The organism is Dorea sp. ICN-14282 (genome assembly GCF_037890115.1).
GTDB lineage: Bacteria > Bacillota > Clostridia > Lachnospirales > Lachnospiraceae > Dorea_B > Dorea_B phocaeensis.
On record NZ_JBBKBH010000003.1, the window covers coordinates 37,184 to 55,672 of the forward strand.

The 18,489-nt window shown below is 45.2% G+C and carries 16 protein-coding genes; 1 reads left to right on the forward strand and 15 read right to left on the reverse strand.

The window, feature by feature from the left end; translation table 11 throughout:
* Both addB and dapF read right to left on the reverse strand, forming a co-directional pair.
* Entirely contained in the window at positions 1 to 3,405 is a 3,405-nt protein-coding gene (gene addB / locus WKT00_RS08775; RefSeq protein ID WP_340263106.1) for a helicase-exonuclease AddAB subunit AddB, read from the reverse strand.
* Positions 3,406 to 3,471: 66 nt separating this feature from the next.
* Complete coding sequence (dapF, locus tag WKT00_RS08780) at positions 3,472 to 4,329, reverse strand: diaminopimelate epimerase (RefSeq protein WP_340263108.1); 858 nt, start codon at positions 4,327 to 4,329, stop codon at positions 3,472 to 3,474.
* A gap of 136 nt (positions 4,330 to 4,465) precedes the next feature.
* Between dapF and WKT00_RS08785 the strand changes: the two genes are divergently transcribed.
* Entirely contained in the window at positions 4,466 to 5,311 is an 846-nt protein-coding gene (locus WKT00_RS08785; protein WP_173814692.1) for an AraC family transcriptional regulator, read from the forward strand.
* A 4-nt stretch (positions 5,312 to 5,315) separates the two neighbouring features.
* Here the strand turns inward: WKT00_RS08785 and hflX are convergent, their stop codons facing one another.
* The 13 genes from hflX to WKT00_RS08850 all read right to left on the reverse strand — a co-directional run bounded on the left by hflX (position 5,316) and on the right by WKT00_RS08850 (position 18,393).
* Positions 5,316 to 6,569: a GTPase HflX gene (gene hflX / locus WKT00_RS08790; protein WP_340263110.1), complete on the reverse strand. Its 1,254-nt coding sequence runs from the start codon at positions 6,567 to 6,569 to the stop codon at positions 5,316 to 5,318.
* 17 nt (positions 6,570 to 6,586) lie between these two features.
* Positions 6,587 to 7,114, reverse strand: a complete 528-nt coding sequence (locus WKT00_RS08795) for a tetratricopeptide repeat protein (protein WP_242962686.1) — start codon at positions 7,112 to 7,114, stop codon at positions 6,587 to 6,589.
* 13 nt (positions 7,115 to 7,127) lie between these two features.
* Positions 7,128 to 8,990, reverse strand: coding sequence for a heavy metal translocating P-type ATPase (locus WKT00_RS08800; protein WP_340263115.1), 1,863 nt, complete (start codon positions 8,988 to 8,990; stop codon positions 7,128 to 7,130).
* A gap of 29 nt (positions 8,991 to 9,019) precedes the next feature.
* Positions 9,020 to 9,379: an ArsR/SmtB family transcription factor gene (locus WKT00_RS08805; RefSeq protein ID WP_101695813.1), complete on the reverse strand. Its 360-nt coding sequence runs from the start codon at positions 9,377 to 9,379 to the stop codon at positions 9,020 to 9,022.
* Positions 9,380 to 9,486: 107 nt separating this feature from the next.
* The gene (locus WKT00_RS08810) at positions 9,487 to 11,853 is read right to left on the reverse strand and encodes a heavy metal translocating P-type ATPase (RefSeq protein ID WP_340263117.1); all 2,367 of its coding nucleotides are present in this window, start codon (positions 11,851 to 11,853) and stop codon (positions 9,487 to 9,489) included.
* 207 nt (positions 11,854 to 12,060) lie between these two features.
* Complete coding sequence (gene lpdA / locus WKT00_RS08815) at positions 12,061 to 13,500, reverse strand: dihydrolipoyl dehydrogenase (RefSeq protein WP_340263119.1); 1,440 nt, start codon at positions 13,498 to 13,500, stop codon at positions 12,061 to 12,063.
* A gap of 27 nt (positions 13,501 to 13,527) precedes the next feature.
* A complete protein-coding gene (locus WKT00_RS08820) occupies positions 13,528 to 14,199 on the reverse strand; it encodes a uracil-DNA glycosylase (protein ID WP_340263121.1) in 672 nt (223 codons plus the stop codon).
* 20 nt (positions 14,200 to 14,219) lie between these two features.
* The gene (gene hisF, locus WKT00_RS08825) at positions 14,220 to 14,981 is read right to left on the reverse strand and encodes an imidazole glycerol phosphate synthase subunit HisF (protein WP_340263123.1); all 762 of its coding nucleotides are present in this window, start codon (positions 14,979 to 14,981) and stop codon (positions 14,220 to 14,222) included.
* Positions 14,982 to 15,012: 31 nt separating this feature from the next.
* Entirely contained in the window at positions 15,013 to 15,618 is a 606-nt protein-coding gene (gene hisH, locus WKT00_RS08830) for an imidazole glycerol phosphate synthase subunit HisH (protein WP_101695809.1), read from the reverse strand.
* A gap of 47 nt (positions 15,619 to 15,665) precedes the next feature.
* Complete coding sequence (locus tag WKT00_RS08835) at positions 15,666 to 17,129, reverse strand: sensor histidine kinase (RefSeq protein WP_101695808.1); 1,464 nt, start codon at positions 17,127 to 17,129, stop codon at positions 15,666 to 15,668.
* Positions 17,126 to 17,809, reverse strand: coding sequence for a response regulator transcription factor (locus WKT00_RS08840; RefSeq protein ID WP_101695807.1), 684 nt, complete (start codon positions 17,807 to 17,809; stop codon positions 17,126 to 17,128). Before WKT00_RS08840 ends, WKT00_RS08835 begins: the two co-directional genes overlap by 4 nt.
* 124 nt (positions 17,810 to 17,933) lie before the next feature.
* Positions 17,934 to 18,188: a DUF3169 family protein gene (locus tag WKT00_RS08845; protein ID WP_101695806.1), complete on the reverse strand. Its 255-nt coding sequence runs from the start codon at positions 18,186 to 18,188 to the stop codon at positions 17,934 to 17,936.
* On the reverse strand, positions 18,163 to 18,393 hold the full coding sequence (locus tag WKT00_RS08850) for a helix-turn-helix transcriptional regulator (RefSeq protein ID WP_101695805.1): 231 nt from the start codon (positions 18,391 to 18,393) through the stop codon (positions 18,163 to 18,165). Before WKT00_RS08850 ends, WKT00_RS08845 begins: the two co-directional genes overlap by 26 nt.
* Positions 18,394 to 18,489: the final 96 nt, after the last annotated feature.

The window sequence follows — 18,489 nt, forward strand, 5'->3', positions numbered from 1 at the left end:
CTATGCCTCTCCTTTCCCGGTTTCTTTCACTTCTTTTTGCATATTTGCAAGAACTTCTTCCTGGTTCATGGATTCAATTTCGAGATACTGATACCCCGCCAGGCGACTGTCAAACCCACAAATATGCCGATATCTGCAATAATCACACGCCGTCTCCTTCCCTCTTCGGTAAGGAGACGGCCTCACATCTCCGGACGCAATCTTCCCGCGAATCTCCTCCGCCTTTTGCACTGCATAATCCATCATCGTCTGAAATGCTTCCTGCGCCACCGCCTTCGATCCTCTTCCCAGAGAGCCATTGAGGTTATATTTCACCGGTACCGCAAGAGACTCTCCTTTCTGATTGCGATCCAAATGCAAAAGCACCTCGTCCTGAAGGTTAATCATGCCGTCTGGCTTCAATTCTTTCAAAAGCAGCGTTTCTACCTCTTCCTTTTCCTTCGGTGCCTCCACAAAAGGATCCTGAATACGGTAGTAAAACACACCTGCGGGAACAATCTCTTTCTCCGGATGTTGTTCCTTCTCCCACTTTACGGCGGCATTCAAATACACCATCAACTGCATCTGCAGTCCATGATACAACGCCACCATATCAAACGCCTTGCTTCCCGTCTTGTAATCCATTACCTTCACATAAATCTTATCTCCATCCTCGCAGTCATCCACCCGGTCAATCTTGCCTTCTGCAAACCGAAGCTCATAAGCTGCCGGACGGAAATCCCCTGCCGCAAGCTGCTTAGACAGCGCCCACACGGTACGTTCCAGCATCCGCTTCATTCTCACAATCAGATATTCGTTGCGTGCAGAGCTATAAAGAACCGAATTCTCATAATCTGCGATGGCTTCCTCTACGCTTTCGTCGATGTACCGACAGCGCAGTTCTTCTGAAACCTGTGTCCAATCAAGTCCTTCCCCGGCAAGCTTTCCGGAAAAATGTTCCAGCGCCCGGTGGCAGACATTCCCCATATCCATTGGTTGAAATTCATACACTTTCCGCTCGGCAAGACGAAGTCCATATGCCAGATAATGGGCATAGGCACAGGCAGAAAAGCGTTCCATACGGGAAATACTATTCTCGAACCTCTCGCCATACAGCCGCTTCGCCACTTCTCGATCCAATGCGTCCATCTTTTTGACGAAAAATACAGCGTCTAGAATCTGTTCTAACTTCTCTTTCCATTCCGGGAACTGCCTGTACCATCCATAGAGCTCCTTCCAAATCTTTTCTTCCTTCTGCTGATTTTCACAAGCTCCATCCTGCCTTTTCATTCCCCCAGCTATCGCAGTCTGCTTCAGCCCTTTGATCAACTCATCAATTCCAAGGCTCTCCGTCAGTTCTCTTTCCTCGACTCCCTTTTCCTCTTCATCAATTACTGTCAGCTTTGGATATAGTTTTTTCAGCTCCTGAATCAGATAAGACGGCCGCACACTCTTTCCATCCGAAGATACCTTACTATAAAAAATTCGTACCGCCTCAGACGGCTTTGTCAGATTCATATACAAATAAAATTTCTGAATATAAGTCTTTTCTTTTCCTCCCGGAGCCAGCTCCAGCTTCTCTTTTGCAAATTTTTCCCGATCCTGCTCCGACAATAGTCCTGTGCGCAGCAATGTTCCAGGAAGCTGCGTATCATTCGCACCGATTAAGAACAACGCTTTGATGTCTTTTAATCGTGTACGCTCCACATCACCTGCCACAACCTGATCCATACTTGGCGGGATCACTCCCACCCGTGCTTCTTCAAGCCCCGCATCTAACAAAGTACAATATTCCGAAAGACTTACTTCTTCCTCCCCCAAAAGTTCCACGAATTTGTCAAACAGCTCTATCATAATCCGGTACACTTGTGCGTACTCTTTGGCAAGCGCCAGTTCCCCGTTCTCCTGAAACATTTCTTCCTGCTTCTTCAACTTTTTTTGCAGTTCTTCTTTCACCATGAATTCATAGACAGCCTGGGTAATATCCCGCACGGTCTTCTTTCTCTGTCTGAGCACGAACAACAGATCATCCACCTTCTCTACCAGAATAACCCGGTAATGATTCAGTTCTTCCAGATCCTCTTCTGTCATCCCCGGCATCTTACGGATCCACTTCTCCTGCCACCTCTTATATCCCCGGATCCCTAATCCCAGCACATAGTTTTCCACACGATCCACCACATGTTGATCCATTCCAGCCATGTCCGTTCTAAGAAAACGGAACACACTTTCATAAGAGAAATTTTCTTCCGCTATTCCAAGAAGACTTCGGATATATTCCACGAAAGAATTCAGCAGAATACTCCGCTTATGATCCATGAAAAAGGGTATCTGATAGGTTTCAAATGCCTGTTTCAAATAGTCACCATACACATCCATATTGCTGACGATGACCCCTATTTCCCGATAACGATATCCTCTTGTACGCACCATCTTCCTAATTTCACTTACGCAGGCGTAAGCCTCTTCCCGCGGGCTTCTCGCCACATGAACCTCTACAGATTCCGGTACTTTCCCGAATGTTTTCTTTCCATAACGGAACAGATTTTTCTCTAAAAATGCAAGTTCTTCATTTTCCCTGAACCGATAAACCGGATGTCCAAACAGACGCACCGGATCCTCCACCTCTACGGCAGCTTCTTTCGCTAAGCAAAGTAATCCCGTCACCATATGCTTGCTAAGTCCAAACAACTGATAAGGATGACTGTACGTAAATGGATCTTCCCTCTCATCTATGACCGCAGTCACCATCACTTTCCGGCAGCACTTCATTAGTTCCAGCATCAACCTGCTTTGCACCGGTGTAAATCCGGTAAATCCATCCAACACAATCGTACTGTTCTGAAGCAACTCTGATTTTCCTGCCACCCGGCTTAAATGATCCAAAAGTTCCTCTTTTGTAATATATTTTTTTTCTAAATAATCCTGAAATCCTCGATATAAGATTCCAATATCACGAAGCTTATAGTAAAGCCTGGAACCTTCTCCTGCTCTTTCCATCACCCGTTCCAGTTCTTCCTCACCGATATCATACTGCGTAAATTCTGAAATCACCGACTTCACTTCACTGATATAACCAAGCTTTTTCATATTTCCACGCAGGACTTTCAATTGGGATTCATAATCCCCGGCAATTTTCCGAAGGATCAGATTCTTTCCTTCATCGTCCAATACCGGAAGCTCGCCTCCTCCAGTCTCTTCGAAGACACGATAGGCAAGACGTCCAAAGCTTAAGACATCAATATTCATAATTCCATGATTGGGATGCATGCTGACCAGATCTTTCTGCGTCTGCATTGTGAACTGCTCCGGCACCAGCACGATATAAGACTGCTCCGGATGTTTTCCTGATTCTTCAATAATATGTTGATATAGATAATGTGATTTTCCTGAGCCCGATGGCCCAAATACAAATTGTAAAGGCATAGGTCTTCCTCCCTATGCCTTAGTATACCTGATTAGACCAATACAGTCCAATCCTATTTCTGTTTTCTAATTCGCTCTTAGTTTCTCCACAAACTCGTTGCTCAAAGAAATCTTCGCTACATAAAAGACATCGCCCGTCATATAAACGCTCCAGTCGTCTGCAATCTCCACCTGAAGATCTCCGCCCGGCATATGAACCATCACCTTATTATTCGTAAGTCCCAGCTTATATGCCACACCGGCTGCTGCACAGGCTCCTGTTCCGGATGCCAGCGTGTATCCTGCACCTCTCTCGTAAATCTCAATAGCAACATGCTCCTTATCAATCACCTTCATAATCTGCGTATTGATACGATTTGGAAAATATCTTGCAATCTCTGAGTAATCCCCGATCTTACATACCAGCGGCTTAGAAATCTCCCGCATCGGAATTACACAGTGCGGATTTCCAATGGATACACAGGTAACCGGATAGAGAGTTCTGCCAAATACCATGTCCTCGTTGATCACTTCTCTTCTCTCGCCCGTCACCGGAATATCGTCGCTCCAGAAAGAAATCTTCCCCATAGATACTCGCAGTCTACTTCCATCTTCATTTAAAAATGTAACTTCCACCGGTCCATTTCCGGTATATAATTTAAAGTTTTTCTTCTGCACATAATTGGCGTCTTTCAGATATTTTGCAAAAATACGCACACCATTTCCACTGGTCTCTGATTCACTGCCGTCCGGATTCCAAACTTTCACATGCATTCCATCTTCTTTCAGAACCGGACCTTCTAACACACCGTCTGAGCCAAGCCCTGCATTCCGGTCACAGATCATCTTCACATTTTCCGGTGTCAGTTCCAATTCATTTCTATTCGGATCAAACACAACATAATCGTTGCCAAGTCCGTGATAACGTTCCAATACAACCTTCATAACCTACCTCCGCTCATTATTTTCCTGATTACTTACATCATAGCAGGCATTATTTCCCTTTACAAGACAAATCATGCTCATAACATTGCAAAAAATGCCCTATTCTTGTATGATAAAATCAAACAGGAGGGATTCTATGGATCAGTATAGCAAAAAGGGATATTTAAACAGCGAATTTCGGCTCTTTCACCTGACGGATCAAGAAACACAAGAAGTCGATTATCACTACCATGATTTTGATAAAATTACGATTTTCATCAAGGGCAGCGTAACCTATACCATTGAAGGAAAATCTTATGAGCTTAGACCCTATGATATTGTCCTGGTGCGCCACGGCGATATCCACCGCCTCACTGTCGATAACTCGAAAGTGTATGAGCGAATTATCGTCTATATCTCTCCTAATTTCATGAACGCTTACAAGACAGATTCCTATGATTTAAGCTGTTGCTTTCAAAAAGCTTTGCAGGAGGAATCGAATGTACTTCGGATTCCTTCTTTGGAAAAAAGTTCCCTCTTTCGCTCCATCACCCGGCTGGAACAGTCTTTTGCCGATGACGGATATGCTGCCGATCTTTACCGGCAGGTCTTATTTCTGGAATTCATGGTTCACTTAAACCGTGCTGCAAGAAAAAACCGACTGGAATTTATCGACACGGATAACTGCAATGCAAAAATCGTAGACATTCTGCGTTACATCAACGATCATTTGACCGGTGATCTTGGGATTGATACCCTCGCCGGGAAATTCTATATCAGTAAATATTATATGATGAGACGATTCAAACAGGAGACCGGCTATACACTGGGACAATATATTTCCCAAAAGCGGCTCCTGTTTGCAAAAGAATTGATATCATCTGGGGTTCCGGCATCCCAGGTCTGTTTTGACTGTGGATTTCGAGATTACTCTACTTTTTCCAGAGCCTACCGAAAAGCATTCGGCAAGTCTGTACGAGACACCTTAAACCAGTCTCTCTAAACTGCTATGCTCTCCCAGCCGGGCGGACTTTTTCATAGAATTCCGCCGGCACATACGCCTGTACAAAGATTCCATCTTCCCGGTATTCCTCTTCCTTAAGTTCTCCGTATTTGCGAATCAATTGAAGTTTCCCGGCATCCTGATAAGGATACACCCCTTCAATAAATACTTTCTGCTCTCGAAGAACAGCCTCTATAGTTTGCAAAAGTTCAGAAAGGCCATCTCCCTTTTTTGCAGAAATCTTCACCGTATAATCCGCATGAAAATCCCTGATAATCAGCCCTTCTTCTGCCAAATCCTGCTTATTGAATACCGTAATGATCGGCTTATCCTTCACCTCTAAATTCGTCAATGTCTCATAGACCGTATACATCTGCTCATCCATCTGTGGATTTGCCGTGTCCACTACATGCAGAATCAGATCCGCGTACTTTGCTTCTTCCAGCGTACTTTTAAACGCCTCTATCAGATGATGCGGAAGCTTGCGGATAAATCCAACCGTATCTGTCAAAAGAATACTCTGTCCACTGGGAAGCTTTAGCTCTCGTGTCGTCGGATCCAAGGTTGCAAACAGTTTATCCTCCGCCAAAATATCTGCTCCCGTCAGTGTATTCAAAAGCGTAGACTTTCCTGCATTGGTATACCCAACGATCGCCGCCACCGGCATATGACTCCTATTCCTCTGCTCTCTGGTCACCTCACGATGTCTTCGGACATCTTTTAACTCCCTGTTTAACTGGGCAATTCGATTTCGGATCAGACGCCGATCCATCTCCAGCTTCTTTTCTCCCGGTCCTCTGGTTCCGATACCGCCGCCAAGTCTTGACATCGCCGTTCCAAATCCCGTCAACCGGGACTGGCGATACTTTAATTGAGCCAGCTCCACCTGGATCTTTCCTTCACTTGTAGACGCTCTCGCCGCAAAGATATCTAGAATCACCAGCGTTCGATCCATCACCTTTGTGTCCAGCAATTCCTGCAGATTCTTCATCTGTACCGGTGATAATTCATCATCACAAATAATACCTGTCGCGTCCATCTCCCACAACAGGTCCTTAATCTCCTCTATCTTTCCTTTTCCCACGTAAGTCCCCGGATGCATCTGTTCTCGGTTCTGCACAACCCTGCCAGCCGTCTCGGCTCCTGCTGTAGCCGCCAATTCCGCCAGCTCTTCCAGTGACTTTAAGGTATCATCCTGATCAGACGTGCTGACTCCCACCAGGATGACCCGTTCCTTCTTTTCCTTTAATTCTATCATTTCTGTCCTTTCAGATTCTATCTGGTATTTAGAAATTCCAGCTCTTTTGCCGCCTTCTCGTCATCCGGATACGCCTCTGTATAGGCTTCCAGCTTGACTTTTGCACTCTCCCAGTCTTCCATAGCTTCATAAGCCGCAATTTCATTATATTCCATTTCCCGCTTCAGTTCCTTACTGATATCTTCACTGGCAAGTCCCAGATTGTAATAATTCAGAGCAGATTCTGGATTACCCAGGCGAAGCTCACAGGTTCCAATAAAATTGTATAAAGTTCCCGTCTTCTTCGCACCATTTTCCAAAGCATTCTTAAACGCCTCGCACGCGCCTTCATAGTCTTCCTGCTCCCATTTGGCAATTCCAATTCCGCGATAGGCGTCTCCAACGTTTACGTCGTCCTCAACGGCCTGTTCAAATTCTTTCACTGCCTCTTTATATTTCCCTTCTTCCAGTAATTTTACTCCGTCCTCGGATGCATTTTTCCCACATCCTGTTATCAGAACTGCAAGTGACGCTGCTAAAAGCATCTTACCCAAACATCTCTTCACTTCGTTCACTCTCCTATACTCTGTACCGCACCACCCAGACAGCATTTAAAATTCCTGCAAACATCACGCCTACTTCTGCAATAATGGCCTCCCACATACTGAAATAGCCTATTGCAGCCAACACCAGAATCACCGCCCTAATCACAAGCGCAAAGGTAATGTTCTGTGTCACCACTCTGAGTGTCTCTTTTGCAATCTTAATCGCATCCTTAATTCTCGGAAGCTCATCGTCCATCAAAATAATGTCCGCTGCCTCTACAGCTGCCGCAGATCCCATTGCTCCCATAGCAATACCCACATCTGCTCGTGCAAGCACCGGCGCATCATTGATTCCATCCCCCACACAAACGACCCGTTCCATTCCATCCTGAAGCTCCATAAACTCTTCTAACTGCTCCATCTTATCTGTCGGCATCAAGTCCGTGTAAGCATAATCCATCTTCAATTCCTTGGCAACGGGAATACTTGCATTCTCTGTATCTCCGGTCATCATTACCAGTACAGCTTCCCGTTTTTCTTTCAGATACCGAAGCGTCGTACGCGCCTTCTCTTTAATGGTATCTGCAATCACAATATATCCGGCGTATTTATCCCCTAACGCCACATAGACAACGGTCCCAGGCTTTGACACGGTATCACAGACAATCCGCCTCTTCTCCATCAGCCTCTTGCTTCCCATATATACCTTCTGTCCTTCAAACGTTGCGCTGATTCCATACCCTGGAATCTCCCGCATCCGTCCCACTTTCACCTGGCTGATTTCGCCTTCATAAGCTTCCTGAAGCGACTGTGCAATCGGATGATTGGAATAACTTTCCACATGGGCTGCAATCCGAAGAAGCTCTTCATTCGACATCCCCACCGCTTTGATTTCTTTCACATGGAACACGCCCTCTGTCAGCGTACCCGTCTTATCAAATATAAACGTATCTGCTTTCGTCAGATCTTCCAGGTAATTGCCGCCTTTTACTACAATTCCATGGCACGCAGCCGATGCAATGCCTCCCAGAAATGCAATCGGAACAGAAATCATCATTCCGCTTGGGCATGCCACTACAAGGAAAATCAATCCCCGGTAAATCCAGGTATCCCAATTTCCGTAAGAGAAGGTAAGCGGAGGATAGATCATTACCAAAAGCGCCAAGATCAACATGATCGGCGTATAAATTTTGGAAAAGCGTGTAATAAAATTCTCGCTTTCTGCCTTCTCATCCTGTGCTCTTTCCACCATCTCCATAATTCTGGACACAGTCGAATCCTGATAAACAGCCAATACTTTCGCCTCAATTACAGCATTCAAATTAATGCAGCCACTGTAAATCTTCTCTCCCGGCTGTACAGACTTCGGAACAGACTCTCCTGTAAGCGCCTTCATATCAATGCTGGTTGTTCCTTCTGTCACAACTGCATCCACAGGAATCCTCTCTCCCGGTTTAATCACAATGGTATTCCCAAGCTTAAGCGCCGAAGGAGCTACCTGATATTCTTTGCCATGCACTTTTCTCGTTGCATACTCCGGACGAATGTTCAGCATCTTTGTAATGGAGCGCTTGGCGCTGTCCGTAGCAAAGGATTCAAAAATCATCCCCAGTTCAAATAACAGCATTACAAGTACGCCTTCTCTGTATCTTGCGATACCGAACGCACCTACGGTCGCCAAGATCATCAATGTGTACTCTGTCAAAAATTTCTTCTGGAGAATCTGTTCCGCCAGCTTCTGAAATGCACCGAATCCAATCACCAGATACGCTGCCAGAAACCAGACAAACTGAACCTCATCCGCCACTGTATGCTTTCTGGTCACCATCACCGCACACACATAGATCAGCACGCCTATTCCATATATGATACTTCTTATCTTCAGTTCCTTCGTCATAGCAATCCCTTCAAATAACTATATGAACACTATTCCGCGATATGTTCCATTCCCTGGCTGATAATAGTCAAAATATGATCATCTGCCAACGAATAATACACCGTCTTTCCTTCCCGCCTGTTCTTCACAAGCTTCATCTGCTTCAGCACCCGAAGTTGATGGGAGATCGCAGACTGTGTCATTCCCAATATCTCGGCAAGGTCGCACACACACACTTCTGATTCCAGCAATACACACAGAATCTTGATTCTGGTTGCATCTCCAAACACCTTATAAAAATCAGCCAGTTCTTTCATCTTCTCTTCCGCAGGCATCATTTCTCGAACTCTGCGGACTGTATTGTCGTGAATGCATGTCACCGTACAACATTCGACTTCCGTCTTCTTCATATATTTCTTCCTTTCATTATATACTTAATAATTATGCCAAATGGTCTTCTTCATTTCAACCACTTGGCATAAATTGACACGAAAGTTAATAATTCTGTAATGATTTCTTACGCTTTTCTTTTGGAATACAGAATTCTGACAGAATTCAGTACACAAAGCATGGCTACTCCAGTATCGGCGAACACCGCCATCCACATATTTGCACATCCCGCAAACCCAAGTACCATAATCAAAAATTTTACTGCCAGCGCAAAGATCACATTCTGCATAGCAATCCTTCCGGTACGCCTTGCAATCTCCACGGCTTCCGGAATCGCATCTACCGAAGATGTCATAAACACTACATCTGCCGCTTCAATCGCTGCATCTGCTCCACTTCCCATCGCCGCACCCACATCAGCTCCCGCCAATACCGGCGCATCGTTGATTCCATCTCCCACGAACATTACAGCTCCATGATCCGTCCGAATCTTCTTAAGATGGGTCAGTTTTTCCTCTGGTAAAAGCTGTGCATACACTTCATCAATTCCCACCTCACAAGCTACTGCTTTTGCGTTTCTTTTTGCGTCTCCCGTCAGCATAGCAGTTATCATATGCTGACGCTTCAGCCTTCCAACAGCCTCTTTGGCTTCCGGTTTAATCACATCTGCCACAACCAGATATCCTTCCAGTCTTCCATCTACCGCTACAAGCACTTCTGTCCCATAGCCCTCCTTCTGGTAACCGGATACATCCACGCCGTAATGTTCCATAAGTCCTTGGCTTCCGCACAGTACCGTCCCCTCTGAAAATACCGCGAAGATTCCTTTTCCGGAAATCTCCTGCACCTCTTTTGGACGAATCAGCTTACAGTGCTTTTCCTCTGCCGCCTGAACAACACTTCGCCCGATTGGATGGGTGGAAGCAAGTTCACAGTCCGCCGCCATCGTCAAAATCTGCTTTTCCGTCAGTCTTCCTGTACTTACCGTTTTCTGTACCACGAAATTTCCTCTGGTAAGCGTCCCTGTTTTATCCATTACTACTGCTTTGATATCTTTCAGCGCTTCCATAGCAAGCCCGCCCTTGAAGAGAATTCCTTTTTTAGAACCCGCTCCAATTCCAGAGAAAAACGCAAGCGGAACGCTCAATACCAACGCACATGGACAACTGATAACAAGGAATGTAATCGCCGTATAGATCCAGTACCTCCACTCTCCTGTCATCAATGACGGCACTACCGCCGTCAACACTGCCGCCAGCACTACAATCGGTGTATAGATTCTTGCAAATTTGGTAATAAACCGGTCAATCTTCGGTTTACTTGCCGCTGCATTTTCTACCGAATCCATAATTCTAGATACCATAGATTCTTCTAGCGGCTTCTTTACCTCCAGCTTCAATACACCCTGATCATTCACACATCCAGAGTAAACTTCCACTCCCGGATAGACACTGACCGGCACCGGTTCACCTGTTACCGGAGACGTATCAATCTGGCCTCGCCCATCTACAATCGTTCCATCCAGCGGAATGCGATCACCCGGCCGGATCATCAGGATATCTCCTACTTTAGCATCCTTCGCCGGAATCGACCGTACTCCTTCGGCCGTCACCACCTGGACAACCTCCGGTCTTAAATCCACCGCTTCCATAATCTGAGAACGGCTTCTGCTGACCGCAATATCTTCAAAAAGTTCTCCCACCCGGTAGAACAACATCACGCCGACCGCCTCTGAAAAATCCCCAATTGCAAATGCTGCCAGTGTAGCTACGCTCATAAGAAAATTTTCATCAAACACATGACCTTTTGTCAGGTTCTTAAGCGCCGTCCACACAATGTGCGCTCCTAAAATCACATAGGCAGCCACAAATATTACCACGATCAAAGCTGATTTTGGCATCATATGCTCCAACACCTGACCAGCTACAAACAAGACCGCTCCGGCGCCGATTGCCTGAAAGCTTTTTCGGTTCTTCTGATAAATAGACTCTGTCTTTTTCTCTTTCTTTCTCTCTTCTACTTCTTCTCGTGGAACCACCTCAACTCCATCCTCAATGGAAGTACAGATTTTCTTAATTTGCGGATATAGGCGCTCTGGATCATCCGCTGCAACAACCAGCTGTTTTGTCGCATAAGTAATGGTTGCTGCCTTCACCCCCGAAAGATTCCGAATCTGTCTCTCCATCTTCGCTGCACAATTGGCACATCCTAGATTTTCCAAAATATAGACCTGCTTCTTTACATTTTCCGGCATCACAACCGATTCTTCCCGCTCCGTCTGCCCATGATCTTCCTGCATATGACTATGGCCATCGTGTGTATGGTTGTGACCGCAGCCACAGGTGTCGTGATGATGGTGATCGTGATCGTGACCGCAGCCACAGGTGTCGTGATGATGGTGATCGTGATCGTGACCGCAGCCACAGGTGTCGTGGTGATCGTGATCGTGACCGCAACCACAGGTATCGTGATGATGTCCTTCCTTACTTGTCATATCTATCCCTCCTGTAATTCATATATTTTCTATCTTTCTCGTTTTAACATATGAACAACTATTCATATGTTCATACCTAAATATAATCATATCAAGACGGATTTGTCAATAGATATTTCTTATCTTTTCTTTTATAACAAAAAAAGCCCATCCAGGCTATTCCTGAACAGACTTTCATCAACTTTTTTTCATCACATAATACCAGATCTACCACCTTGGTCTATCTTCTCTGCTGTTTTCCACTGCGCAGGAAATCGCCTCATTAAAGGTTGGATGCGCACGCATGGCATACATAAGCTGTGTGGACGTCAAGCCATTCGCAATGGCTGTCGCCATCTCTCCGATCATATCCGTCGCCCTCGGACACATCATCTGTGCGCCAAGAAGCACATCTCTGTCAGATGCGAACAGTAACGTAATAAATCCTCTTTCTTCTCTGGAGATAATAGACTGTCCATTTACGTCCATCACATACTTCCCACAGCGAAGCATAATCACCTTCTTCCGTGCCTCCTCTTCTGTAATCCCTACTGATGCGATCTCCGGATCTGTATACAGACAGCTTGGAACAATGGAAATTGACGTAAACAGGCAGCTTGGAACCATCTCAATAATGACGGAAGGTCTCATTTGATTCATCCGCTCCACTACATAAGTCGCCTGTGCAGAAGCCACATGCGCAAGCTGAATTCCACCAATCACATCTCCGATAGCATACACTCCCGGCATACTAGTCATATAGAAATCATCAACAACAACCTTTCCTCCTGACAAGCGAATCTGTACATCTGGATCAAACAAATGCTCCGTATCAGCACTTCGCCCTACCGACACCAGAACGGCATCTACCTTCTCTTCCTGTGTTTCTCCCTGATAGACAAAATGACAGCTCAATCCATCTTTCCCATTTTCAGCTTTCTTTTCGATCTTCTCCAAAATACTCTCTTTGCAGATCCGTATTCCACGATTCCGTAAAATCTCTTCTAAAGCCTCTGAGAATTCCAAATCCATATTCGGAAGCATCCTGTCTGCGATCTCCACGATCGTGACCTTTGTTCCCAATGCATTGAATACCGTTGCCAACTCAATTCCAATCACTCCGCCGCCTAGAATCAGAAGGCTTTCATACTGGCTTGCATCCGAAGTCAAAAGTTCTTCGCTGGTCATCACTCCCGGCAAATCCATCCCCGGAATATCTACCTTCTTCGCTTTTGCCCCAGTGGCAATTAGAATATTTTCCCCTTCCAGATACTCCGTTTCCTTAGCATCGAAAATAACCCTGACCCTCCGGTCACTTTGGATCGTCGCAGTACCCTTCACAAAACGAATGCCAAGCTCTGAGAATTCTTTTTTCAGTTCCTCCCTCATTTTTGAAGCGGACAGATCTTTATACTCAAAAATCTTCTGCAGATCAAATCCTACCCGTTCTGCATAAAGTCCGAATTTTTCACACTCTGTCATCTCCCGATACAGCGTCGATGCATGGATGAGAGCTTTTGTCGGAATACAGCCACGATTCATGCAGGTTCCGCCAACTTCTCCTTTATCAATAATAACAACGGACATTCCTGCTTTTGCCGCCTTCTTCGCCGCTATGTACCCTCCTGGTCCTGCTCCAATAATAACCAGATCATATCGCTTGCCCATCTGCCTCCCCTTCCTCTGACACTTCAGCTATGGCTCTATCTGCCAGTCTATTGGTTCCACTCCATGATTTTCAAGAAATGTATTCGTCTGACTAAATGGCTTACTTCCGAAAAAGCCACGATAAGCGGATAACGGACTTGGGTGTGGCGCTTTTAAGATCAGATGATTCGGATTATTTAACATTTTCTCTTTCCGCTGCGCCGGAGCCCCCCATAGAATAAACACCATCGGCCGATCCTCTTTATTCAGCGCCATAATTGCAGCATCCGTAAACTCCTCCCAGCCAATTCCTCTGTGAGAATTTGCCTGATGTGCCCGCACGGTCAATACGGTATTAAGCATCAGTACACCTTGCTCTGCCCATTTGGTTAAGCATCCATGATCTGGAATATCGCACCCCAGATCATCCTGAAGTTCCTGATAAATATTCACCAGTGACGGCGGCACTGCAACCCCCTTCTTCACCGAAAAGCAAAGGCCATGTGCCTGTCCGTTATTATGATAGGGATCCTGACCCAAAATCACTACTTTAACTTTATGAAGAGGTGTCAGATGAAAAGCATTAAAAATATCATCCGCCGGCGGAAAGATTAATCTCGTCCGGTACTCCTCATTTACTGTATCAAATAATTTCTTATAATAAGGCTTGTGAAATTCATCCTTTAACGCTTCTAACCAGTCATTGTTAATCGCTGCCAAACCCTTTGCCCTCCTCACATCTATAACCTTACTGAAACTCCTCTTTCACGAAGATACTCTTTCACTTCCCGTATCTCTAATTCTTTATAATGGAATAACGATGCCGCAAGCGCCGCATCTGCCTTTCCTTCTGTAAGCGCATCGTAAAAATGTTCCAATTTTCCGGCGCCTCCTGATGCAATGACCGGAATAGATACCGCTTCTGCAATAGCTCTGGTCAGCTCCAGATCATATCCTGCTTTCGTCCCGTCTCCGTCCATGCTGGTCAGCAAAATCTCACCGGCTCCAAGCCTTTCCACTTCTCTTGCCCATTCTACTGCATCAATGCCCACATCAATTCGTCCGCCGTTTTTATAAATATTCCATCCGCTTCCATCTTCCCGCTTTCTCGCATCAATGGCAACCACCACGCATTGACTTCCAAACTTATCGGCCGCATCCGAAATTAATCGCGGTGTATTAATCGCAGAAGAATTGATCGAAATTTTATCTGCTCCTTCTCTTAGAAGCGCTTTAAAATCATCAACGGTACGAATTCCTCCGCCTACGGTAAACGGAATAAAGATCTGCTCTGCCACTTTGCGAACCATGTCTACTACCGTATTCCTTCCATCGGATGATGCTGTAATATCAAGAAATACCAATTCGTCTGCACCAGCCTTATCATACGCCATTCCGATTTCCACCGGATCTCCGGCATCTTTAAGATCCACAAAATTCACGCCCTTTACCACGCGCCCATTACAGACGTCCAGGCATGGAATGATCCTCTTTGTATGCATATCATTCTCCTCTTCTTCGGCATCCATGTTTTTATAATTCCACAAAATTCTTTAGAATCCGAAGACCCACATCACTGCTCTTTTCCGGATGGAACTGACAGGCAAATATCTGACCTTTTTCCACCGACGCATGAATCTCCGTTCCATAATCCGTCCTGGCCGTCACAATCTCCGGCTCCTCTGCTTTCAGATAATAAGAGTGTACAAAATACACATATGCATCTTCCGGGATTCCCCGAAACAGCCTTCCATCTCCTGATAATTCCAGGGAGTTCCATCCCATATGCGGAACCTTCAAGCCTTCCGTCTCCGGAATCCTCAAGATCTCTCCCTTTAGAATTCCCAGCCCCTGCACCCCCGGACTTTCCTCACTTCTTTCAAACAAAAGCTGCAATCCCAGACAAATTCCTAAAAAAGGAATCCGCCGTTCCACAACTTCATGGATTACTTTTTCCAGATCATACTGTCGGATCTTTCCCATTGCATCACCAAAAGAACCAACTCCCGGAAGAATCACTTTATCCGCACTAAGAATCGTCTCTGGATCTCGCGTCACCACAACCTCCTGCTTTAGAAGCTTCATGGCCTTTTCAACACTTTTGATATTTCCCGCATCATAATCAATGATCGCTACCATTTTTGCCCCGCCTTTCCTTGCTTGCCCTAGTCATCTCATTCATACGCCTATTTTACATCAAGTTCAAACCAGAATTCAACGCCATTTCCATAATTCTTCACTCCATAGCGCTGGTGGAACGACTCCATAATTGCCTTAACGATAGAAAGACCGATTCCATTGCCGCCGTATTCCCTTGTATGCGCCTTATCCACCTTATAGAATTTATCCCAAAGATGCTTCAGATCCTCTTCCGGAATTGGCGTACCGGTATTAAATACAGACACCTTAACTTTATCATCTTCCACCTGCATTTTGACTTCTACAATCTTATCCCCGGATACATGATGAAAGGCATTGCTGATATAATTACGTACAACTTGTTCCGTCTTAAATTCATCCGCCCATACACAAATCGGCTCTTCCTGACGGAAAATCACTTCTGCCTCTGACTGCTGTGCCAGAATCTCCATACTCTGCAGTACCCCTCTGATCAGCTCTGTTAGATTGAACCGTTCAAATACAATATCCTCATCACCGAACTCCAACTGATTCAGTGTCAGCAGATTCTTCACCATCTGATTCATCTTTGACGCCTCATCCATAATCACGTCGCAGTAGAACGCACGGCTCTCCGGATCGTCACTGACTCCCTCCTTTAAGCCTTCCGCATACCCTTGAATCAGTGCAATCGGGGTCTTCAGCTCATGGGAAACATTTCCAAGAAAATCATTGCGCATCTCTTCTAACTTTTCCTTCTGCTCAATGTCCTTCTTTAACCGATTATTGGCTCTTTTCAATTCTGAAATGGTACTCTCCAGACGATTTGACATCCGGTTAAAGTTCTCTCCCAGCCTGCCTATTTCATTACTTCCTCCACTGGTATAACTGACATCAAAATCAAGATCCGCCATCTTTTCAGACAAGGCTGTAAGTTCCTGAATCGGTGTTGTCATACGTCTGGAAAGATACCATACCAGGGCAGCGCCAACCAGCATCAGCATACTTCCAAGCCCAATCAAGAAACGATTGGAAATCTCTGCACTTTCTTTAATACTCTCCAGCGGACTTCGCATCAGAAATCTGCTTCCATCATCCAGCGTTCCCCACATGTCAATGTAATCCGTCTTATTCCACGGATCCCAGGATTGATTAATCTGATACCGCTCTGTTCTCTCTAATACTTCCGCATCCTTCTGTGCCTGATTCAGAAGATATCCGGTCAACTGGTTCATCAACATATCAAAATCATAAACATTAGAATACCTTTTTCCATTCACATCTTCTACCACAAAAGAAATATTATTCTTTTCCGCAAGACGCACTAGTTTGACCGCCGTATTCTCATCCTGAAAGCCTCCGTCGTCCACCATACTTTCAAGATGCTGATACATATTAATAAACTGCAGCCTTTTATCCCGAATATAGTAAGGCTCCAAAAAACAGACATTGATGATCAGGAGTACCAGAATCAAACTGGTCATTAATCCAATAAACACGCCCATCATCTGCTTCTTAATTGAGTGCTTCATGCCTCTTCTACCTCAAACTTATATCCCATTCCCCAGATTGTTTTAATATAATTTCCCTGATCTCCCAATTTGCTTCTTAGCTTTTTCACATGGGTATCAATGGTTCTGGCATCTCCAAAATAATCATAGTTCCATACATTATTCAGAATCTTTTCCCTGGACAGCGCAATCCCCTGATTTTCCGCAAAGTACGCCAGCAGTTCAAACTCTTTATAACTCAATTCGATCTCTTTTCCATCCACCTTTACCTGATGCGCCGCTTTGTCGATCTGGATGCCGCCTACCGAAATCACATCTTCTACATTTGTCCCGTGCGTTCTCCTAAGGAGCGCGCCAACTCTTGCCACAAGAATCTTAGGACTGAATGGTTTGGAAATATATTCATCTACGCCAAGACTGAATCCTTGCAGTTCATCCCGCTCTTCTGATCTGGCTGTCAGCATAATCACCGGAACTTCAGATGTCTCCCGAATCTCTCTGCAGGTCTGCCATCCATCCATCCGCGGCATCATCACGTCCAGGATGATCAGTGCAATGTCTTTATCCTCATAGAAAATCTCCATAGCTTCCATCCCATCGCCTGCTTCCAGCACCTGATATCCTTCCCGCTCCAGGAAATCTCTTACCAGCTTGCGCATTCTGCTTTCATCATCAACCACTAATATCTTTATCTGCTCCATGCGTTCTATCCTCCTTACGGTAATCCATAGCCTTTTCTCAATGGATACACGATATCATTTTATCTTATTTCTTTTTAGCATAGCAGACAAATATGTCCGTTCTGTGAATCTTTTCCATAGCTTATCAGTCAAGCCTTCCTTTTTCCAATTTGCGGCAATAGTAAGAATAGATAACCGCTGAAATCACATTACAAATCGTCAGAATTACCACCGCCGATCTGCTCATCCAAACCTCTGCGCCTTTCACTAACACGTCTACATTCCTGCCGGTCATGACAAAGACAATACCTGCCACCATGCCAAATGCTCCTCCGATAACCATCCATAAAATAAACTTAAGGCAAGAATCTGTCTTACTCTTTGTCATCTCTTTCTTCATAGTCTTCCTCCTTATAGATAAAAAGTTCTTCTACTGTCACCTCAAAAATCTTCGCCAGCTTAATTGCCAGTGTCACAGACGGCGAATAATCCCCACGTTCAATCAGACTGATTGTCTGCCTCGATACATGGGCTCGCTTTCCAAGCTCTGACTGATTCATGCTCAGCCTCGCACGGTATTCCTTCAGCCTGTTTTCCAAACCCATCTTCATCTCCCTTTCCATCCCAATAATATGACAATTTTATTCCACATTCTGACAACTTTCCTTGTCATTTTCAGAATAGCATATGACAACTTTCCT